We start from the raw sequence: 20,806 nt of genomic DNA, 5'->3' as shown, positions 1-20,806 counted from the left end.
AAGCCCCCTTTCCCATTTTTCGATCAGTTGACCGGCGGGACCGGCTGGGGCGGGGCGTCGGCATCGTCCTCATGGACCTCGACGATCCCGCGCCCGACATGGCTGCGCGAGCGGCTGTAGCCGAAATAGACGGCGAGACCGACGGCGGCCCAGATCAGGAAGAGGATGATGCTCTTGTGATCGAGGCTGACGAACAGATAGAGACAGCCGATGATGGCGATCGGCGCCGTGACCCACACCAGCGGGGTGCGAAACGGCCGATGCCGGTTCGGTTCGGTTCTACGGATCACCATCACCGCGATCGACACCGCCGCAAAGGCGAAGAGCGTTCCCGAGTTCGAGATGTTCGCAAGCTGGCCGACCGGGAAGAAGGCCGCAAACAGCGCCACGGCAATGCCGGTGATGATCGTGATCACGTGCGGCGTGTTGAACTTCGGATGGATCTTCGAGAAGGCAGCGGGGAGCAGGCCGTCGCGGCTCATGACGAAGAAAATGCGGGTCTGGCCGAACATCATCATCAGGATGACCGACGGAAGCGCGAGGCCGGCGGCGAGGCCAAGCAGATTGCCGATCTGCGGCCAGCCGATTTCACGCAGCGTGAAGGCCAGCGCTTCCTTGGAGCAGACGACGTCCTTGAACCCTTCGGCGGCGCGCGTCGCGCACTGTGCGGCCAGTTCGCGGCTGCCGGGGTCGAGCACGGCGCCGGCAGCGCCGGTCACCGGCTGCGTGCTGAGGCCGGGGGCGCCGATGACTCCGGCGGCGACGAGCAGGTAGAAGATCGTACAGATAGCGAGGCTGCCGATCAGGCCGATCGGCATATTCCGCTGCGGATTTTTGGTCTCTTCGGCCGCTGTCGAAACCGCGTCGAAACCGACATAGGCAAAGAAGATCGAGGCTGCGGCCATCGAGATGCCGATGAAGCCCGTCGGTGCGAAGGGCGAGAATTGCTCGCTGTTCATGACCGGCACGGCGAGAATGATAAAGACGGTCAGCGCGGTGACCTTGATCGCGACGAGGATCGCGTTGACCGTCGCGCTTTCCTTGGTGCCGATGACCAGGAGCCAGGTCACCAGGCCGGCGATGAACATCGCGGGCAGGTTGATCATGCCGCCGTCGAACGGCCCGGCGACAAGCGTATCGGGTATGTCGATACTCAGGAAATTTTCGATCAGGCCGACGACATATCCCGACCATCCGACGGAAACTGCGCCGGCGGCGACCGCATATTCGAGGATCAGCGCCCAGCCGACCATCCACGCGATCATCTCGCCCATCACCGCGTAGCTATAGGTATAGGCGGAGCCCGATACGGGCACCATCGCCGCCATTTCGGCATAGCAGAGCGCGGCGAAGGCGCAGACGATTCCGGCGATGACAAAGCTGACCATCATGCCCGGGCCCGCTTTCTGCGCGGCCTCGGCGGTCAGCACGAAAATTCCCGTGCCGATAACGGCGCCGATGCCGAGCATTGTAAGCTGAAAGGCGCCGAGCGATCGGTGCAGCGACTTTTTCTCGGCTGTGGCCAAGATGGCGTCGAGCGATTTGACGCGACCAAATATCATCCAAATATCCCCTTTGGGGCCCGGAACGGGCCTTCTCATACCGGGACAGACTAAACGCTCCGCGCGTCAGCGCAACTTAATTTCATGGGAGACGGGGCCTCACCGTACGGTAAATCGAACCCGGTCGATCATCCGGCCGCCGGGATCGACAAGCGTGAGCATGTGCGCGCCGGGACGTGGCAGGATTTGCTGCCCGGCATCGGCATCGCCGAGCACCGCCTTGTCAAGGATCAGGCGATATCCGGTGACGTCGCCGCTGACGATGACGGCAAGCCGCTGGCGACCCAACGGGATGTCGGGATCGAGCGCATAGACGCTTCCGCTGACCGGGCTGGTGATCCGCGGCCGGCGGCTGGCGGCAGGCGCGGCCGCCATTTCGGTTTGGGCGGTGCCGGTCAGGAAATATTCGCGGCGCGGGGGCTCGCGGGTGCCGGGCAGGCTGATCTGCCGCGCCTCGACCCCTTCGGGCATCGCCGGCGCCTTGCCGGGGGCGGCCGCGTGAAGCGCCATCATCACGTCGCGCCAGACCGGCGCCGCGCCCGAGGTGCCCGAGACGGCGCGCATCGAGTCCCCCTCGAGATTCCCGACCCAGACCGCGACGGTGTAGCGGTCGGACCAGCCGATGCACCAATTGTCGCGCATGCCTTTCGATGTGCCGGTCTTCGCGGCCGCCCAGAAGGGCAGGCGGAGCGCGCTGTCGGCGCCAAAGGCATCGGCGCGCGCGGAGGCGTCGGCGAGGATGTCGCCGACGATGAAGGCGGCGGCGGGGCTGACGATCCGGCGCGGTTCGCCGGGCGCTTCGCCGAGGCGGAAATGGACGGGCGACCATCGACCCTGATTGGCGAGCGTGCGGAAGGCGTTGGCCTGCTCGACAAGGCTGACCTCGGCCGACCCCAGCGCGAGGCTGAAGCCGTAATATTCGCCATCTTCGACAAGGCCATGATAGCCGAGCGCCCAGAGCCGGTCGCGGAATTCCTGCACATCGTCGATGATCAGCGCGCGAACCGCGGGAACGTTCAGCGAACTGGCGAGCGCATGGCGAACGCTGACCGGCCCCTTGAAACTGTGGTCGTAGTTTTTCGGGACATAGAGCCCCGATGCGGTGTCGAGCTGGACCGGGCTGTCGTCGAGGATCGACGCGGCGGTGAGCCAGCCATGTTCGATCACCTGCGCGTAAAGATGCGGTTTCAACGTCGAACCCGCCTGGCGCCGCGCGTTGGCGCCGTCGACCATCGCGGCCGTCGACTTGAGACCGACGCCGCCGACATAGGCCAGCACTTCACCGGTCGCGTTGTCGAGCACGACGACCGCGCCGTCGCGGACGCGATCCGAACCGAGCCCGGCGAGCTGGCGGCGCAGCGCGACGATCGCGGCCGTCTGGATACGGCGGTCGAGGGTGGTGGTGACACGCTTGCCGGGCTTGTCGAGCAGGCGGGTCGCGAGGTGGGGGGCGAGTGCGGGGTCGAAGCGCGCCGCGCGCTCGCCCGAGACGAGCGTCGCGGCGGCGGCATCGATCGCGGTGCAGTCGGCCGCCTTCGCGATGCGGCAGGCGCGTTTGCCTAGCATTTCGGCCCTCGCGGCGGGGTTGGGGAGCAGGCCTGCGAAAAGCGCCGCGTCGGTCCGGTTCATTTCGGCCGGCTTCTTGCCGAACAGGTTCTGCGCGCCCGCGCCGATGCCCTGCGCCTCGCCGCGTAAGGGCAGAAGGTTGAAATAGGCCTCGAGCATCTGCGCGTGGGTCCAATGATCGGCGAGATCCTGCGCGGCGCGCATCTGGCGGATCTTGGCGAGCCAGCCGCGCTGCCCGGGCTGCGACAATTCAGGCGCGAGGAAGGCCGCGAGCTGCATCGGCAGGGTCGAGGCGCCGCGCGATTTTCCGCCCGTCCAGCGCGTCCTGACCGCGCTTGCCATCGCGAGCCAGTCGACGCCGCCGTGCGACCAGAAACGGTGATCCTCGGCGGCCACGACCGTGTTGCGGACCGCGGGGCTGATATCGCTCAGCGGCACCCACGCAAGGCGGCGGCGCTCGAAGTTGATGCGCTCGCTGTCGAGGAGGCCGCCGTCACGGTCGTAAAGCCAGGCCTCGCTGGGTTTCCAGTCGGCGCGCACGGCGGCATAGTCGGGCATCGCCGGCGGCCGGGTGAACAGGTGCGCGGCGGTGGTGAGGATCAGGGCGGCGAGAGCGAGCCATGCGAGGGCGTCGCGGATATGTTGCCGGCGGCCGTTGGCGGTCATGGCCTACAGGATCTGATCGATCCTCCCTGTATCGATCCTCCCTGTGACGAAGTCATGGGGAGGGGGACCGCCGCGAAGCGGTGGTGGAGGGGCGGCAACGCTGTGCCATAGCCCCTCCGTCAGCCCTGCGGGCTGCCACCTCCCCATCGCTTCGCGACGGGGAGGAGATATTCGTCGGCAGCCCCGTCACTCGGCCGAAGCCGCCACGGTCACCGGCGCGTTCGGCCACTGGCCGCGGATCGCGGGCGAATACATCGCCTCGACCCGCGTCGGCGGCAGGGTGAAGCGGCCCGACCCGTTGAGGCGCACGACATATTCGACCGCGTGGGTGCCCGCCGGCATCCAGCCGTAATAGCCGCGCCAGCTATCCTTGCCGCGCTCGACATAGGAGGGCTGCCAGTTCGAACCGTTCGCCTGTGCCGCCAGCATCTCCGACTGGCCGCCTAGATTGCCGACGATCGTCGCGCCCGGCGGGACCGGGTCGTTGATCACGACCCAGGTCCGGCTGGCCGCTGCGACGACTTCGATCCGCACCTTGATCACGTCGCCGCGCGTCAGGTGGCTCGGGTCGGCGGCCTTGACGACGCTGACCGACCGCTTGATTCGGTAACCCGCGTTGAGCGGTTCCTTGAGCGGAACGGCGGCCTTGACGCTGACCGTCGCCCATGGGGCGCCGGTGCCTTCATGCTTGAGGTTCATCGTGGCGGCGGCCAGCGCGACGCGAAGCGGCGACGGCGTCTCGGCCGGAAGCGGCCAGTTCTGCGAGGCGCTATTGCCCGCAAGACTGATATTGGTGATGCCGGTGATCGCGTTCGCCGGATAGAGTTCGGCGAAGCGCCGGACGGTGACCGCGCCCCAGGCATTGGCGGGGGTGGTATCCCAATGGCCCTTGCGCTGGCGCTGGGCGACGCCGACCATCAACTTGCCCGCGTCATCCTCCCAACCCTTGCGGCCGAGCACCGCTTCGAGCGCCTTGATCGCCATTTCGTCGCCACTGGTCATCATCCACCAGGGCGCGCGGCCGTCGTCGACAAGGTCGAGGCGCGTGCCTTCATAGACCAGCCGCTTGCGCAGTTCGGCCTCGGCGGCGGTGCGCAGCGCGGCGGCGTTGCGGACGCCGGGGGTGCGCTCGATCGCGACGAGCCAGTCGGCAAGCGTGCCGGTGGTCATGTCGATCGGCCTTGTGTCGATCGCGGCGACGAGCTGCGGGCTCGACGCATTATTGCGGGCAAGCGCCGCGAGGGCGGCGATGCGGACGGGGCGAAGGTCGTAGGGACCATAGCCCTTGCGGCTGAGGCGCCCTTCGACGACCGCCTGCAATGCCTTGATCATCTTTGCCTTCGACGCGTCGGGGACCGCAAAGCCGTTCGCGGCGGTCACCGCCATGACATAGGCGGTCAGTTCGGGCGAGCCCTCCATCCGGTCATTCGGCCAATAGCGCAGCAGCCCATCGCCATCGAGATAGGTCGGCATCGCGTTCGCGAGCGCCTGCCAGCGACCGACGTCGCCAAGCGCAATGGCGCGCGAGGTCGACTGTTCGAAGCAATTATACGGATAGATCGCCATATAGTCGCGAACGCCGGAAAGCGGCGGTGCGAGCGTGCCCGCAAGGGCGACGTCGACATAGCCGCCGGGCAGCGCGCCCGCCGGGATCGCGATCGGCAACGTCGTGTCGGGACCGACGCGGAACAGGCTGGCCGCCCAGGTTTCGACCGGCACGGCGGGTTCGACCACCTGCTGGAAGACAAGGCGGTCGCGCGCCTTGCCGTCCTTCGACACGGCATCCACGGTCCATTCGATCGGCCCGGTCTGATCGGGCGCGGTCACCTGCCAGCTGATCGGTACGGCGGCGCCCGCCGGGATCGTCACGGTCAGCGGCGGCGCCGTCGCGACCGCAGGGGCCAGCGTCGGCGTGGCGGTGACCGTCATGGCCTTGTCGGTGCCGTTGCGCAGGGTGAAGCGCGCGTCGAACGTGTCGCCGGTGCGGACCAGTTCGGGCAGGCCGGCGAACACGCCAAGATCCTGGACGGTGCGCACGCTCGTCTCTCCGGTACCGAAAAATTGCGAGCCGTCGGTCGCGAGCGCGACGAGCCGGAAGCCGGACAGATTGTCGGACAGCGGCACGTCCACGACCCCGCGGCCTTTGGCGTCGAGCGGAACATGGCCCTGCCACAGCAGCACGGGACGGAAATCCTCGCGCGTCAGGCCGGACAGATCGCCGCCGCCGCCACCGCCCGGTTCGAGCGCCTTGCGGCCATAGTGGCGCTTGCCGACGACCTGCATCTGCGCGGTCGAAGTGAGGACGTCGAGCGTGCGTTCGCCCATCATCGCGTCGAGCAGCTTCCAGCTTTCGTTGGGGGCGAGCTGGAGCAGCGCCTCGTCGACCGCGACAAAGGCCACATCGGCGCCGGCCGCGGGTTTGCCGGCCGGATTCCTGACCTCGATCGCGACCTTCGCGGTCTCGCGGATCGCGTATTTTTCCTTGTCGGCCTTTACCTTGACGCCGAGTTGATGACCCTCCCAGCCGACCTTGATCTTCGCGATGCCGAGGCGGTAGCTCGGCTTGGCGAGATCGACGAGCGCCGTCGGCGGTGCGCCTTCGCTATTCTCGATCTTGAAGCCGACCGCGCGCTTCATCTGGCGGAACCAGCTTTCGTTGCCGGTGACACGCCCGCGCACCGCCATGACCGAGACATAGACGTCGGGGGCATAGGTGGCGGGCAGCTTGACCTTCACGACCGGATTCGTGCCCTTCAGCGGCACGACGAAGCTCGACAGCACGCCCTCGCGCTCGACGGTGACCAGCGCGGTCGCTTCGCGGAACGGCATGCGGACCTGGAAGTTCGCGGTATCACCGGCCGCATAGCGCGGCTTTTCGGCGATCACGTCCATGCGGTCGCCATTGTCGCCGCCGAACCACCAGTCGTTGTCGCCCGCAAGCCAGACCGAACGCACCGCGCGCGCTTCGTTACCGTCGGCGTCCTGCGTCGTCGCCACGACCGTGATTTCGCCCGACAGACCCGGAGCCATCGCGCAGCTTGCGCGGCCGAGCTTGTCGGTCGTGGCGCTGCACGTCGCGTCGATCCTGGTCGTGCGCAGCTGGTTGTCATAGGCATAGAAGCCGCCGATCAGGCGCCGCCGTGCGGTGATGATCTCGCGATTGTAAAGCGCGACCGACACGCGCTGGCCGGCGATCGGCTTGCCGTCGAGATCGAGCGCGACGAATTTGAGGCGCAGGTCATTGTCGCGCATCAGCCAGCCGTCGGTCTTGAGCCCGAGGCGGACGGCCGAGGGGAAAAGCGTGATCCGGCGGCTGGACGTCAGCGTTTCACCATTGGCGTCCTCATAGTCCATCTCGACCGCCATCACCGTGGGTTCGGTGATCGGCTGATCGACCGTGACACTGGTCGAGGCGCTGCCATTGGCGTCGAGCCTCAGCGGTGTCGATCGCGCGAGCGGCATTTCCGCTTCGGGTTCATCGCCGCTGTCGTCGAGCTGGATGACGCCTTCCTTGACCGGCTGGCCATCGAAATCCCAGTCCTGATAATCCTCGGGCGCATTCCAGCTCGCGCGGAAATTGGTGCGAATCTCGACCGGCAGGTTCGGCGCGGGGCCGCCCGAGAGATAGCCGACGAAGAAGGACAACGGCACCGCGGCCGGGCGGACGGGGGGCGTCTTTGGCCCCGTTACCGTCGCTTTCATGGTCGGCAGGCGATATTCATCGACCTTGACCGACTGGCTCGACCAGATCGTCTTGTCCTCGCCATCCTTGTCCTTGGTGACGAAGACGAGTTCATAGTCGCCCATCGGCGCGGTCGCGGGAACATTCCACGTGGTTTCGCCGCTTCCGCCCGCGTCGATGCTGAACGGCATTTCGAATTCGGTGTCCGAACCGCGATGAACGAGGCGCAGCTTGCCCGCGAGGGGCTTGGGGGTCGAGAAGCCGGTGCCGACCGGCCGGCGCAGGATATGCTTCATATGGACCGTCTCGCCCGCCTTCACGAGCGCGCGGTCGAAAAGCGTGTGGAGAATATCCTCGCGCTCCGACCAGCCATAGGGGAGGTCGAAGTCATAGGGTCGAATGCCGTCGCCCCAGTCGGTCAGTGTGAAGCTGAAATCGCCCGCCGATCGCGCGCTGATCATCAGCGCATGCCCCTCGCTGTTCGCGGGGTCGGCATCTTCTTCGCAGCTCGAATAGGTTTCGGGCAGCGGCAGGCCCGACGGAAAGGCAAGACGGCCGGCCTTGTCGGCGGTGCCGCGCGCCAGCAGGCGGCCGGTGCAGCTGTCGGTGACACGAATCTCGGCACCCGCGACGGGCAGCCCGGTGTCGAGTGCCGTCACCCAGGCCAGCGAACTTTCGCGGCCCCATTTGAAGTGCACCGCCATGTTGGTGACGAGCGCGGCAGTCGCGACATAGCGCGTCGATTTGCGGCCGAGCAGTGCGGCGCCGAGTTCCGGGCTTGCGATCTCGACGACGTGGAAGCCTTTTTCGGCCAGCGGAATGCCGACGACTTCGAACTCCTTGCCGCCCGCGGCGGGCGCGAGTTGCATGTCGCGGCGCTCGCCGCCCGCAGGGGCGTCCTCGAACACCGACTTCGTACCGGTGTAGTTGACCGTGACGTCCTCGCCCTTCGCGTTCTTTTCCTCGCGAAAGTCGGTGTCGTCGGCGTCGGCGACGCGCTTCAGCCAGCGCGCGATCGCCGCATCGTCGTCCCCGACGCGGAGCGTCGTTGCCGGCATCTTGAGGTTCGCCTGCACCAGCGAGGCTTCGACCCCGCGCACGGTGACGGGCAGGATGCCGCCCTCGCTGACTTCCAGAATGCCGAATTCGGCGGCGAATTTGACGATCGGCGGGGCGCGGTCGATGTGGAATTTCAGCGGGAAGTTCGACTGGTTCTGCAGCTTGCGGCCGCTCTGGTCGCTGATGTCGGCCGGCAGGACGATCGTCGCATCGACATTCTGCGACAGCGGGCCGGCGAAGTGGATGCGCTCCAGATATTTGTCATTCTTGTCGTCGTCGTCGAACTTCGCGGCATAGCGCTTGCCATCGGCGGTGTTGAGTGTCGCGGCGAGCGCGGTCTCGCGCAGCACCGGCGCGGCGAAGACGACGTTGATGTCCTTCAGCGGGTTGCAGCCCGCCTGCGGATTGACGCGGCTGCACGACATCTTCGCGGTGAAGGCCGGGCGGACGTCATAGTCGAACCGCTGGTCGCGGCCGGCGGTGCGGCCGGGCACCCCGGCCTGCGAAATGCGGGCGTCCCAGACCAGCGCCATCTCGCGCCCCGGAGGCAGCGGCCGGCGGCATTTGACCGGCACGACCCGTTCGAGCAGCGCGTCGCGGTCGCTGCCCGCGGCGGGAAGGCGCAGCGGCAGGCCGGCATCATAGGCGAAGGATTGCGAGGACCATTCGTTCGACATGCCGTCGAGAATCTCGACCGCGGTCTCGCGCTTCAGCACATCGACGGGGATTTTTTCGCCGATGCCGTCGACGGCGCAATAGGCGAAGCGGCCGATCGACGCGCGGTCGGCGGCGACATTGGTCGCGACGAGGAAAATCTGGTCCTCCTCCACCCCGTCATAGGTGCCGCCCGCCATCACGGCGCGGACCGAGGGGCCGCCCGTATCGATTTCGAACCGTTCGTTGCCGACGACATTGACGCCGCGCGCGGTGGTCAGGCCGGCCTTGAGCTGGACGTGGCAGCTCACGCCGCCGGGAAGCGATTTTTCGAATTCGAGGACCCAGGTGCGCGTATCGACCCACCGGCCGTCGGCGGCCACCTTGCAATCATGCGTCGCCGGCGCCTTGGCACGCGGATCGCCGAGCGGGACCATGTCCTCGGAAAAGCGCAAGGTGAAGCGGCTGATCGTGCCGTCGCCCGTTCCCGAAGACCCGGGGGTCGCGAGCGTGACCTGCGGGACGGTATCGCCGCCCGCGGCGACGAGCGCCGCCGCCAGCGGAACGATGAGGGCCAGCCGCACCCTGCCGGCAAGTTTTTTCGCCAGCGTCTGCCATGCCGTCATCATCCCGTCGTCTCCCCCGATCGGACCCGAACCTATCCTGCTGGAAACAGGGGCCCAAGTCCACCCGTCACCGCGCATCGCGCACGGTTAATCGTGGACGGGGAATTTGCTGTGACAGCCATCATAGACAAACAGGAAATCGGATATTTGCCGCGCGGGATTCGCCGCCCCCGTCCCGCCCCGTCCCGCGCGATCAGGTCGCGGATGACCGGAACAGCGAATCTGTGCGCCGGTTCAGCGCGCGAGCATCGGCCCCAGCTTCTGCCCTGCGAAGATATGGACGTGGAGGTGCGGGATCTCCTGATGGCCGTCGAGGCCGATATTTGCGAGCAGGCGATAGCCCGGCGCGACAAGGCCCTGATCGCGGGCGACCTTGCCGACCGCGCGGACGAATCCGGCGATTTCGGCCTCGCTGCCGCGGTCGGAAAAATCGTCCCAGCTTACATAGGGGCCCTTCGGGATCACGAGGATGTGCAGCGGGGCCTGCGGGTTGATGTCGTGGAACGCCAGCGCATAGTCGTCTTCATAGACGGTTCTGGACGGCAGCTCGCCGCGCAATATGCGCGCGAAGATATTGTTGTCGTCATACGGAAGCGTCGCGTCGATCGGCATGGAAGGGCTCCTAGTTCTGGCGGCTGGCTTTTTCGGTATGGCCCGACGTTCCGTCGCGCCGGTCGAGTTCGGCTGCGATCGCATCCCACCCAAGGCCTCGCTCGGCAAGCAGGATCGAGAGGTGGAAAACAAGGTCGCTCGCTTCGCCGATGACGTCGCGGTCGTCGCTGTCCAGCGCGGCGATGACCGTTTCGACCGCCTCTTCGCCGACCTTTTGCGCGATCTTCGCGCGACCCTTCGCCGCGAGGCTCGCGACATAGCTCGCCTCGGCCTCGCCGGCCGCCAGCCGGTCGTTGATGGTGGCTTCCAGCCGCCCCAGAGTTTCGCCCATCGCCTTGCTCATCGCCGATCCCTTCGCGGCCGTGCCTAGCGGTGGGAAAGGCGCTGGACAAGGTCCGCGCGCTCTGGTGAAGCGCGCAGCATGGCCGAGGTCAAATTGCATCCCGACTGGCTCGCGCGGATCGGCGGCGAGTTCGAGCAGCCCTATATGGCCGCGCTCAAGGCCTTTCTGGCCGGTGAGCGCGCCAAGGGAAAGACGATCTATCCGCGGCCGCGCGACTGGTTCGCGGCGCTCGACGCGACGCCGCCACAGGATGTGCGGGTCGTGATCCTCGGGCAGGATCCCTATCACGGGCCGGGACAGGCGCATGGGCTCTGCTTCTCGGTCCAGCCGGGCGTGCGGCCGCCGCCGAGCCTCGTCAACATCTACAAGGAGATGCAGTCGGATCTGGGGATCGAGCGGGCTTCGCACGGCTATCTGGGGCATTGGGCCGATCAGGGCGTGCTCCTGCTCAACAATTGCCTGACGGTCGAGGCGGGACAGGCGGCGTCGCATCAGGGCAAGGGGTGGGAGGCGTTTACCGATGCCGCCGTTGCAGCGGTTGCGGCCGATCCCGCGCCCAAGGTCTTCATCCTCTGGGGCAGTCATGCGCAGCGCAAGGCGGCCAATGTGCCGGGGCTCGCCGTGAATAGCCCCCACCTGATCCTGCGCGCGCCGCACCCCTCGCCGTTGTCGGCGCATAACGGCTTTTTCGGGTCGAAGCCGTTCAGCCAGGCGAACGCCTTTCTGGAATCGCAGGGTCGCGGCGCCATCGACTGGCGCCTGCCCGACGTCCCCGCGTTCGCCGCGGAATGAGCCTGCTGGCCGACCCTGCCACGCTGGCGGTCCTGATCGTCGCGGTGATCCTGCTCGGCATGGCGAAGGGCGGGCTGGCCGGCGTCGGCGCGCTGGCGACACCGCTCGTGGCGCTCGTGCTGCCGCCCGCGACCGCCGCGGCGCTGCTGCTCCCCATCCTGATCGTGCAGGACGTGATCAGCGTCTGGTCGTTTCGGCAGACGTGGGACGGCTGGATCATCGCATGGATGTTGCCCGGCGCCGCCATCGGCGTTGCCGCGGGCTGGTATTATGCCGAGCGGGTCAACGAGGCGCAGTTGATGGCGGCGCTGGGCGCGATCACGCTGGCCTTCGGTCTCTACCGTCTGTGGATCGAACGCGGTCAGCGCGTTCCCGCGGCCTCGCAGTCTCCGGGCTGGGTCGGCACGATCTTTGGCGCCGTGACGGGTCTCACCAGCCAGATCGCGCACGCCGGCGGGCCGCCGTTCCAGATGTGGGTGACGCCGCGCAAGCTGCCGCACCTCGTCTTCATCGGGACGAGTTCGATCCTCTTCGCGATCATCAACTGGATGAAGGTGCCCGCCTATCTGGCGCTCGGCGCGTTTCCGCACGAGGTCGTCGTCGCCGCGCTTCTCCTGATGCCGCTCGCGATCGTTTCGACCCTGCTGACGGTCCGCTGGCTGAAACGGATGGATCCGGCGCGTTTCTACGGGATCATCTACGGCTTGATGGTCCTGCTTGGCGCCAAGCTTTTCTGGGACGGGGTGAGCGGGTGAACATGGCGACCGGAAAGAGCGGACCCGTCCTGTTGATCGACGCCGATGCCTGTCCGGTAAAGGACGAAATATATCGCGTCGCCTGGCGGCACGAGGTGCCGGTAAAGGTCGTCAGCAACAGTCGGCTGCGCGTGCCCGAGCATCCGCTTGTCGAGCGGGTGGTGGTATCGGACGGCTTCGATGCGGCGGACGACTGGATCGCCGACGCGGCCGACGCGCGCAGCATCGTGGTCACGGCCGATATCCTGCTCGCCGATCGGGTGCTGAAGGCGGGCGCGACGGTGCTGGCGCCAACCGGCAAGCCGTTCACCGCCGCATCGATCGGGCCCGCGATCGCGACGCGCGCGATCATGGCCGACCTGCGCGCCGGGTTGGGAGAGGGCATCGGCGGACCGCGACCCTTTTCCAGGGCGGACCGCTCGCAATTCCTGCAAGCGCTCGATGCGGCGGTGGTGCGGCTGAAACGCGCCGGATAGGCCGCGCTGTCCGGCCGCCCATTTTTTCAGCGCGAGTGACGGCGATCACCGCGGCGGCGAACGGGATTCGGCATGATCCCTGGCAAGAGACGGATTCGTCCCGCGCCGACGCACCACGTCAGCCCGGGATCAGCCCTCCCGCCGGTTGCGACCCTCGGCGGGAGGGCACGATTTGACGGAAGGATTGCGGCGGCGCCTCCGACCGGGGGGTGGACGGGGCCGCCGGCGCCGCCCGACCCCCCACTGGTGACGGTCGGGCGGTCTGACGTCAGTTTCCGGCGGCGCGGTGGCGGAAAAAGGCGAGGATCAGCACGACCGAGATCACGCCGATCATCATGCCCGCCGTGGTCGTTATCATGTTGACCGATTCGGCCGGATTGTTCGAATTCCACGCGCCGCTGGTGGTGCGGTCGATCATCCACCAGGCCCCGCAGACGACGATCGCGTCGAGCAGCACGAGCCCGAGCAGGGCGCGCATCGATTTTTTCATATGGTCATTCCCTCTCCCCGTTTTCGCCACCCTATCACGCGGCGCGTCGGGGCGAAGGGCAAATCGTGCGGGCAGGTCCGGGGTGGCCGGGGCTTGACCGTCGCGGTCACTCGCGACAGTCTGCGGCCATGCCCCGGCTATACACGAGTTTCGCCGAATTCTGGCCGTTCTACCTGCGCGAACACAGCAAGGTGCGGACGCGGGCCCTGCATTATGTGGGAACGAGCCTGGTCGTCCTGATCGCGATCGCGGCGACGCTGACCGGGCGGTGGGGATGGTTGATCGCGCTGCCGATCGCCGGCTATTTCTTTGCCTGGGTCGCGCATTTCGGGGTCGAGAAGAACCGGCCGGCGACATTCACCTATCCGCTCTGGAGCCTCGCCGCCGATTTCAGGATGTGGGCGCTATGGCTCACCGGGCGCCTTGGACCGGAACTTGATCGAGCCGGGGTCGCGCGCACCGGGCACTGACACGGCCGCATAGCCTGTGGTCGCGGAAAGGCGTGGCAGCGGGCCCGGAGCGGGCGTAAGCTGATCAAGGCCCGACGGCCCTTTCCCGAGTCCACACGCTTTCAATCGAAGGAGACAGCCCCATGACCGTCAATCGTGCGTCCGCCCGCTACGAAGGCTTTGGCAAGGAGGGCAAAGGGTCGATTACCACGAAGTCGGGCGTTCTGAACGCACAACCTTATGGATTCGGCACACGCTTCGAAGGGCTGCCCGGCACCAACCCTGAAGAGCTGATCGCTGCGGCGCACGCGGCGTGCTTCACCATGGCGCTCTCCTTCGGGCTCGCCCGCGCGGGCTATTCGGGCGACACGCTCGAAACGAGCGCCGCGGTGACGCTGGATCAGGTCGAGGGCGGTTTTGTCATCACCAGGTCGGCACTGACGCTGACGGGCAACGTGCCCGGCATCGCGCCGGAAGAATTCGCCCGGATCGCCGAAGAGGCGGAAAAGAATTGCCCGGTGTCGAAGCTGCTCGATTGCGAGATCACGCTGGAACACCGCCTCGAAAGCTAGGGCCAGGATCTAGGGTAAGAACCCTAGGCGGCGCGGCGCAGCGGCGCCGGCAGTTCGTCCGCCATGAAGTCGAACCGGCCCTGCGCCGGCGGCGCCAGCGTCCAGCTTTGCAGCACGCGGTGGCGGCGGTGCCCGATGTGGCTTTCGATCAGGACGAGCCGGTCGGGAACCCAGTTCCATATCAGCGGGACCGGATCGAATTCGCAGTCGCCATAGCCCAGCGTGATATGCGGCCGGAGGCCCGACTGCCGGTGCATCGCGTCGATCCCGCAGGGTGCGAGCAGCTCGACGATCGCGGCGTAGAGGCCCCTGATGTCGGCGATGCTGCCGGCCGCGACCAGTTCGGCGCCCCGACCCCGGGCGACGATGCGGCCGAACGGGATCGGGCTTGCGGCGGGCAGGCCCGCCTCAAAGGCTCGCGCGACGCGCTGCCGCAGGAAGGGGTGCGGTTCGGCGATTTCGGCGATCGTACACAGCGTCAGATGATAAAGCTGCGGTTTCAGTCCGGCGAACAGGTCGCCCGCGACCGGCGGCATCTGGCGCGCGAGCCAGCCGGCGCGGGCGGCGGGAACCTGAAAGCCCAGGAAATAGCGGAACATCGGCGTCATCGGTCTTCCTCCGAATCGGATAATGTTCCTATTATGTTCTCATCTGGCGTCCGTGTCGAATCGTCGTTTACTGGCAGTTGCCGTCGCGCTTTTCTTCCTTGCCGGTCGCGAGGAACCACCGCGATTTCGCGGCGTCGGCCGCTTCGTCATAATAGCAGACGTCGGTCGCGCCGGTGCGCGGGTCGATCTGGACAGACCATTGGTGCGACCCGCAATTATGCGCCTCGCACGACCAGGACACGACCTTGTCGCCGCGCATTTCGATCGGCGAGGCGGGTCCTTCGAGCGTGGTGATCGCCTTGCGCACCGTGGCATCCTTCACGCTCGCGGCGATCCCCGCCTTGACCAGCGCATGGTCGTTCCACGCGACGCCGTCGACCTTGTCGAACGGATATTTGCCGGCATAGGCGGCGAGTTTGGTGCCCGCGGTCGGCGGCAGCGGCGAGGTTTCGGTAGGCCCGGCATCGTCGGCGCCGGCCTTGGTCGCAGCCGTGGCGGCGGCCCCGTCGCCAGCCGGTGCGTCGCCAGCCGGCGCGTCGGCGGGCGCCTTGTCGGCCTTTGCACCGCACGCGGCCAGCGCCAGCGCGGCGGCGAGAGCGAGTAACGGGAGGCGATAGGCGGTCATGCGGCTACTCCTGTGGTTCGTTCACGTCGCCTTGCAGCCTGCCCGAAGGCGGCCGGATAGACAAGGCGGCCGGGGCGCGTCGCGGTTCGGGCTTGCGCGATGGCGGCGGGCTGATAGGCAGGACGCGGGTCGATGGAGGAACGATGCCCGGACCCGTCCCGCTTTCCCGCCCGCTGTTCGCCGCCCTGGCGTTCGCGCTCGCCTGTCCCGCGGTCGCCCAGACCGGCGGCACCGTCGCCCCGGTCACGGGGCTGCCCGCGACCGAGTGGGAGGCGGCCTATGCCAGGCCGCTCGACGATGCGGCGGTCGCTTCGCCCGAGGTGTTCGCGCTGCTGACCGAATGGGCGCCGGTAAAGGACCCGAAGAACCCCGCGCTGTACCGCAAATATATCGGCGAGGACGAGGCGAAGCGGGTGATCGGCCATCTGCGCCGCGACGGCAGGCTGGACGCGGGCGAGATCGACCTGCTCGAGGAGTTCGCGTTCCCGAAGGACCGCGTTGTCCAGCTCACCCGGCTTGGCGCCGACGGCAAGCCCGACAGGGCGGGCAAGACCGCGGTGACGACCCCGCCGGGCCTGATGCAAAGCTTTGCGCGTGAGCTGACCGCGATGTGGCAGACCGAGTGGGACAGGGCGGACGCGGGCGGCTGGCCCACGCTCGTCGGCATCTATGCGCGCGATCCGAAAAAGGCCGAAATCCTGCACAAGCGCGTGCGCGCCGCGGGACAGGCGGTGCTGACCGCGAAGTGGCAGGCGTCGAACGCGGGCAACCGCTGGGCGCCGTTCCGCGACGCGATTCGCCTGTACGACGGCGCGACGCTGAAACTGCCGCAGGCCCAGTGGCCGGCGGGGAAGCGGCTGCTGTACGATGCGGCCGCCGACACCGACCGCAACTATGGCGATGCGATCCAGGATTTTCTCTACAACTGGCTGAAACCCGCGGCATAGGGCGGACGCGACATTCGCCCGATGCTTTGGTAAACTCTCCCCCGGGATGTCGGCGTCGGTCGCGCGCAGGTCGTAAGGGGCAGGTCGTAAGGGACAGGTCGGGATGATGGAAAGTTTTGGAGCGCTGGTCGGCTGGGACCATCATGATGCGGGCGACCGGGTCATGCTCCGGCTCGAAAGCGTGCAATCGTCGGAAGCGGCAAGGAAGCACGACCCCGACCTGTTCCGGGTCCTGATGACCAAACAGCAAGCGGCGATCCTGGGTCAGTATCTGGTGCGGATTTCGGGCCAGACCCCGGTCGTTCCCCGAAAGCGGGGCTGGTTCCGGCGTCGCTTCGGCTGAGGGGGTGCGTTCGACCGGACCGCCAGCATTTCGCTCACACACGTCACCCCGGGCTTGACCCGGGGCCTGCCTTGCCTTCGATCCGGTGTCCGAAGAAGGAAGGCGGATCCCGGGTCAAGCCCGGGGTGACGGAGGTGGGCGATGCAATCGATCAGCCCCCACCCCCACGCAATTTCCACCGCCCATGGCCGACATGGGTGGTCTTGCCGACGATGCTTTCGGTCAGGATGATCTCGTCGACCGTCCAGCCGATCGGCGGCATCTTTTGCGCATTCAGCCGGTCGCCGCGATAGTTGATCGTGATGTGCGGTTCGGGGGTGGTGCCGTCCATGATCGGTGCCTTTTCGCGTAGCAGATGGTCGACCAGCGCCTTCTGGAACGCCCGCGCCCCGGCCAGCGGATCGCGGGTGCGCAGCGTCACCGCCTTGCGGTTTTCGATCCGGTCGAAGCGGAGCGGAAAGGGCGCCGCGGCGAAGCCGTCGAGCGCGGCGATGGTCGCGGGCAGCCACTCGGGCGGAGCATAATGCAGGTCGTAGAGCGAGATCAGCGTGACATGGAGCAGGTCGGGGCCGCGCCCAGGGTCGTTGCGCGGCAGCGCGACGATCGCCGCCTGCACCTCCGGCGGCGGCTTCGCCATGACATAGAGGGGATTTCGGGCGCGCATGGGTGGGAGTGTAGCATGGTGTGGGGATTTGGGGCGCATGAATGGGGTAGCGCAATAATCGGCATCATTTGGCGCTGGATAGACTCCAGCGCCAGCTTAACTTAAATGTAGAGTGTCTTTTCCTGTGAGGGTTTGGCTTTGGCGTATCCAATCGAGAGCAAGTTAGTCGTAGGAATAACATCGACAGCATTGTTCGATTTTTCCAAAGAGCACGACATTTTCGTTTCTGATGGATTGGAGGCTTTTAGATCATATCAGGCCGAACACCGTCACGAAGTGCCGCCGCCTGGTGCGGCATTTCCCTTCATCAAGAGACTGCTCCATTTAAACAAAATCTTCCCTGACCAAATGCCAGTTGAAGTCGTCATTCTGTCGAGGAATGACCCCGAAGCGGGTTTGAGGATGATGGATGCAATGCCGCACTATGAATTGGATATAACGCGAGCATTCTTTTTGTCGGGAGCGCCTCCCTACCCCTATATGGAGGCCGTCAACGCGTGCCTTTATCTCAGCACTAACAAGGAAGAGGTCAAAGAGGCGGTGGCTGGCGGTTTCCCTGCGGGGCATGTCCTGCCATGCGCAGCGGCGGCGAATGACGATGGTGATAACCAGCTCAGAATAGCTTTCGACTTCGACGGAGTGCTCGTCGATGATGAAGCAGAGTCAAAATATGCGGACGGCGGCTTGCCGTTATTCTTCCATTATGAAGTCGAGAACAAGGATCGGCCTTTGAAGGACGGCCCTCTTATGCCGCTTTTGAAACGCCTTTCCGATATCCAGAAACTGCAAGAAGAGCAGTCCTCTCGTGTGAATAATCCAGAAAAGGCTATTCGAATTTCGATCGTCACCGCACGAAATGCTCCCGCTCACGAGCGGCTTATAAATACTATGAAGCACTTGGGGCTTGAGGCAGACGAACTATTTCTTACCGGAGGTATCGAGAAAAAGAACATTCTAGATATTATGAAACCCCAGATATTCTTTGACGATCAGATAGGTCATCTCACACCTGCATCGGAAAATACGCCGTGTGTGCATATTCCTTTTGGAATTAGAAATGCATAATCTAGGGTCGTAAATATCAACGAGATTTATTTAGAGAAGCCCACCCGCTCTTTTGGGTCCCGTATCATCGCGACGATCCATAAGGACATCTTGCCAGATTTTGTATGTTTCGTCGATCATTTCGTTCAGGTCGCTGAGGCTGTAGAGTTCGCCTTCATCCACGCTGTAGTTTTTTACGATTCTCGCTTCACCTTTCTTCTGGGTGAACTGCAAAATCATGAGATTTGCATCAGAGAAATCGGGGTCGCTCCGGCGAATTTGCTCGTTCATCATTGAAAAGGCAAACCGACGCGCTCTGGACGTCAACCCACCGTTCCGGCGATAGTCGAGAAAAAAGAAGCACGGGCGGCCGTCAATCATTGCAGCAAAATTTTCCCAGTATCGAACGACGCCGAGCGTACCAATGCCCATAGACGGGATATGCCGTTCGATTGCGTCAGATGCATTCTGGGTGAACCAGTTGAAGAAAAGTTCGACAACCTCAACGCAGCTGTCCTCTTGCTCTTCACGCGAACAAGATCGTGCGACAAGTGCTTTAATCTTTTCGAGAGATGGGCGCGGCGACTGCAAGCCCATTGGGTTTTTGGGATTGGCAATGTTGAAGTTTTGTTCGCGGGCCGGTGCATACGACCAACTGCCGCCGCCGGAATTGAATGCTCGCAGCTGAGCGTGTTTGTCAGCAACCGAAAGAGGCGCGATGCGGGCCAGATCAGTCTCCGGCAAACGGCGTAGCTTCATCTAACCCCTCTTGCATTTCGGGCGGTTTCAGCGCGACCTTGAGTTTCCCAAAGGTCGCGATGGTTAACTCGTCATCGATTCTGTTGCCCACTGTAGCACCTGTTTTCGATTTGTTCCAGACAATCCACCATGCGCCGCCCTCTACGTGCGAGAGGCTTATGAGTTGGCTGGGCGTGGCACGTCCCATAACGTGCATCAGATGCTCAATGTGCCGCTGCGCAGCGGCATCCTGCAATAGAGGTAGCTCCGACACTTCGCCGGTAAATGGGTCGGTCCTTGTGATCGGTGCGGTCACCTCGCTGCGACCATAACCTTTCAGGGCGTCGTAAATCGGGCGACACACCGGTCCATATTCCCACGCTTCGAACGCTCCTTTTACGAGCGGGCGCCGATAATGAACCAAGAAGGAAGCATGAGCGAAATAGAGCAGCTTTTGTATGGAAACATTTCTGACGGGTATGTGCGCCTTGTTGGCAGCATCAATCAGCGCGTTCACGACAACGCGAGGATCATATCCAGACGACATTTCCGTACCCCATTCGCAGCGTGATTCGCTGTCACGTTGGGCGATGCAGCCGCATCTAACTCACGTCAACGATCCTGCGCCAGTCTGAGCCCGCGACGAGTCGAGCCGATATGTCGACGAATTGAGCGGAGCGTCTTCGGCCTTAATCATGCTCCCGACCACCAGCGCCCATATACAGCTCCCGCCCGGTTTCCTCATAAACCTCGCTCATTTTCGCCATGCCCTTTTCGGCCTCTTCGGCGGCGATGAAGGCGGCGCTGTCCTGATTTTGCAGCTTGGCAAAGTCGCGGACTTCCTGGCTGATCTTCATCGAGCAGAATTTGGGGCCGCACATGCTGCAGAAATGAGCCGACTTGGCGCCCTCGGCTGGGAGGGTCTGGTCGTGATATTGCTCGGCGGTGTCGGGGTCGAGCGACAGGTTGAACTGGTCGCGCCAGCGGAATTCGAAGCGCGCTTTCGATAGCGCGTCGTCGCGGACTTGGGCTGCGGGGTGGCCCTTCGCAAGGTCGGCGGCGTGCGCGGCGAGCTTGTACGTCACCACGCCGACCTTCACATCGTCGCGGTCGGGCAGGCCCAGATGCTCCTTGGGCGTGACGTAGCAAAGCATCGCGGTGCCGTACCAGCCGATCTGCGCGGCGCCGATGCCGCTGGTGATATGGTCGTAGCCCGGCGCGATGTCGGTGGTGAGCGGCCCGAGCGTGTAGAAGGGCGCCTCGCCGCACGCCTCCAGCTGCTTGTCCATATTCTCCTTGATCTTGTGCATCGGGACGTGGCCCGGCCCCTCGATCATCACCTGCACATCCTGTGCCCAGGCGCGCTTGGTGAGCTCGCCCAGCGTGTAGAGTTCGGCGAACTGCGCCTCGTCGTTCGCGTCATAGATGCTGCCGGGGCGGAGGCCGTCGCCGAGGCTGTAGGCGACGTCATAGGCCTTCATGATCTCGGTAATCTCGTCGAAGCGTTCGTAGAGGAAGCTTTCCTTGTGATGC

At 65.2% G+C, this 20,806-nt stretch carries 20 protein-coding genes; 8 read left to right on the top strand and 12 right to left on the bottom strand.

What is annotated here, in order from left to right; translation table 11 throughout:
• Positions 1-23: 23 nt before the first annotated feature.
• The 5 genes from JNM03_RS06350 to JNM03_RS06330 all read right to left on the bottom strand — a co-directional run bounded on the left by JNM03_RS06350 (position 24) and on the right by JNM03_RS06330 (position 10,758).
• Positions 24-1,562: an amino acid permease gene (locus JNM03_RS06350; RefSeq protein WP_294035404.1), complete on the bottom strand. Its 1,539-nt coding sequence runs from the start codon at positions 1,560-1,562 to the stop codon at positions 24-26.
• 99 nt (positions 1,563-1,661) lie between these two features.
• Positions 1,662-3,794, bottom strand: a complete 2,133-nt coding sequence (gene pbpC / locus JNM03_RS06345; protein WP_294035403.1) for a penicillin-binding protein 1C — start codon at positions 3,792-3,794, stop codon at positions 1,662-1,664.
• Between the two features lie 186 nt (positions 3,795-3,980).
• Positions 3,981-9,818 (bottom strand): alpha-2-macroglobulin, encoded by a 5,838-nt coding sequence (locus JNM03_RS06340; protein ID WP_294035401.1) that lies wholly within the window; start codon positions 9,816-9,818, stop codon positions 3,981-3,983.
• A gap of 231 nt (positions 9,819-10,049) precedes the next feature.
• Complete coding sequence (locus JNM03_RS06335; protein WP_294035399.1) at positions 10,050-10,427, bottom strand: histidine triad nucleotide-binding protein; 378 nt, start codon at positions 10,425-10,427, stop codon at positions 10,050-10,052.
• 10 nt (positions 10,428-10,437) lie between these two features.
• Positions 10,438-10,758: a phosphoribosyl-ATP diphosphatase gene (locus JNM03_RS06330; RefSeq protein WP_294035643.1), complete on the bottom strand. Its 321-nt coding sequence runs from the start codon at positions 10,756-10,758 to the stop codon at positions 10,438-10,440.
• A gap of 90 nt (positions 10,759-10,848) precedes the next feature.
• On the opposite strand from JNM03_RS06330, the gene ung reads away from it, so the two are divergent.
• Genes ung through JNM03_RS06315 form a run of 3 tightly spaced genes read left to right on the top strand, consistent with a single transcriptional unit; the run spans position 10,849 to position 12,793 of the window.
• Positions 10,849-11,562, top strand: a complete 714-nt coding sequence (ung, locus tag JNM03_RS06325) for a uracil-DNA glycosylase (RefSeq protein WP_294035397.1) — start codon at positions 10,849-10,851, stop codon at positions 11,560-11,562.
• Positions 11,559-12,317, top strand: coding sequence for a sulfite exporter TauE/SafE family protein (locus JNM03_RS06320; RefSeq protein WP_294035395.1), 759 nt, complete (start codon positions 11,559-11,561; stop codon positions 12,315-12,317). Before ung ends, JNM03_RS06320 begins: the two co-directional genes overlap by 4 nt.
• A 2-nt stretch (positions 12,318-12,319) precedes the next feature.
• Positions 12,320-12,793 carry a YaiI/YqxD family protein gene (locus JNM03_RS06315; RefSeq protein ID WP_294035393.1) on the top strand — a complete coding sequence of 158 codons (474 nt, stop codon included), beginning with the start codon at positions 12,320-12,322 and terminating at the stop codon, positions 12,791-12,793.
• A 268-nt stretch (positions 12,794-13,061) separates the two neighbouring features.
• Here the strand turns inward: JNM03_RS06315 and JNM03_RS06310 are convergent, their stop codons facing one another.
• The gene (locus JNM03_RS06310; RefSeq protein ID WP_294035391.1) at positions 13,062-13,283 is read right to left on the bottom strand and encodes a hypothetical protein; all 222 of its coding nucleotides are present in this window, start codon (positions 13,281-13,283) and stop codon (positions 13,062-13,064) included.
• A gap of 128 nt (positions 13,284-13,411) precedes the next feature.
• On the opposite strand from JNM03_RS06310, the gene JNM03_RS06305 reads away from it, so the two are divergent.
• Together JNM03_RS06305 and JNM03_RS06300 are read left to right on the top strand one after the other, a co-directional pair.
• Positions 13,412-13,753: a DUF962 domain-containing protein gene (locus JNM03_RS06305; protein WP_294035389.1), complete on the top strand. Its 342-nt coding sequence runs from the start codon at positions 13,412-13,414 to the stop codon at positions 13,751-13,753.
• Between the two features lie 122 nt (positions 13,754-13,875).
• Complete coding sequence (locus JNM03_RS06300; RefSeq protein ID WP_294035387.1) at positions 13,876-14,304, top strand: OsmC family protein; 429 nt, start codon at positions 13,876-13,878, stop codon at positions 14,302-14,304.
• A gap of 23 nt (positions 14,305-14,327) precedes the next feature.
• On the opposite strand, the gene JNM03_RS06295 is transcribed toward JNM03_RS06300, so the two are convergent.
• Positions 14,328-14,912 (bottom strand): hypothetical protein, encoded by a 585-nt coding sequence (locus JNM03_RS06295; protein ID WP_294035385.1) that lies wholly within the window; start codon positions 14,910-14,912, stop codon positions 14,328-14,330.
• Positions 14,913-14,979: 67 nt separating this feature from the next.
• Positions 14,980-15,537, bottom strand: coding sequence for a hypothetical protein (locus JNM03_RS06290; RefSeq protein ID WP_294035384.1), 558 nt, complete (start codon positions 15,535-15,537; stop codon positions 14,980-14,982).
• Positions 15,538-15,680: 143 nt separating this feature from the next.
• On the opposite strand from JNM03_RS06290, the gene JNM03_RS06285 reads away from it, so the two are divergent.
• Entirely contained in the window at positions 15,681-16,484 is an 804-nt protein-coding gene (locus JNM03_RS06285) for a hypothetical protein (protein ID WP_294035382.1), read from the top strand.
• A 103-nt stretch (positions 16,485-16,587) separates the two neighbouring features.
• Complete coding sequence (locus JNM03_RS06280) at positions 16,588-16,827, top strand: hypothetical protein (RefSeq protein WP_294035381.1); 240 nt, start codon at positions 16,588-16,590, stop codon at positions 16,825-16,827.
• Between the two features lie 151 nt (positions 16,828-16,978).
• Here JNM03_RS06280 and JNM03_RS06275 read toward each other — a convergent pair whose 3' ends face one another.
• Positions 16,979-17,491, bottom strand: coding sequence for a 2'-5' RNA ligase family protein (locus JNM03_RS06275; protein WP_294035379.1), 513 nt, complete (start codon positions 17,489-17,491; stop codon positions 16,979-16,981).
• Positions 17,492-17,629: 138 nt separating this feature from the next.
• Between JNM03_RS06275 and JNM03_RS06270 the strand changes: the two genes are divergently transcribed.
• A complete protein-coding gene (locus JNM03_RS06270; RefSeq protein ID WP_294035377.1) occupies positions 17,630-18,556 on the top strand; it encodes a 5'-nucleotidase in 927 nt (308 codons plus the stop codon).
• A gap of 30 nt (positions 18,557-18,586) precedes the next feature.
• Here JNM03_RS06270 and JNM03_RS06265 read toward each other — a convergent pair whose 3' ends face one another.
• From JNM03_RS06265 to JNM03_RS06255, 3 genes are all read right to left on the bottom strand, one after another.
• The gene (locus JNM03_RS06265; RefSeq protein WP_294035375.1) at positions 18,587-19,294 is read right to left on the bottom strand and encodes a hypothetical protein; all 708 of its coding nucleotides are present in this window, start codon (positions 19,292-19,294) and stop codon (positions 18,587-18,589) included.
• Positions 19,266-19,790 carry a Panacea domain-containing protein gene (locus JNM03_RS06260; protein WP_294035373.1) on the bottom strand — a complete coding sequence of 175 codons (525 nt, stop codon included), beginning with the start codon at positions 19,788-19,790 and terminating at the stop codon, positions 19,266-19,268. The genes JNM03_RS06265 and JNM03_RS06260 overlap by 29 nt, the downstream gene beginning before the upstream one ends.
• Positions 19,791-19,962: 172 nt before the next feature.
• The coding region (locus tag JNM03_RS06255) for a phosphomethylpyrimidine synthase ThiC (protein WP_294035372.1) at positions 19,963-20,806 on the bottom strand (844 nt) is incomplete at its 5' end.

It is taken from the genome of Sphingopyxis sp., from assembly GCF_016793825.1.
Taxonomy (GTDB): Bacteria; Pseudomonadota; Alphaproteobacteria; order Sphingomonadales; family Sphingomonadaceae; genus Sphingopyxis.
This window is presented reverse-complemented; position numbering and strand designations above follow the sequence as displayed.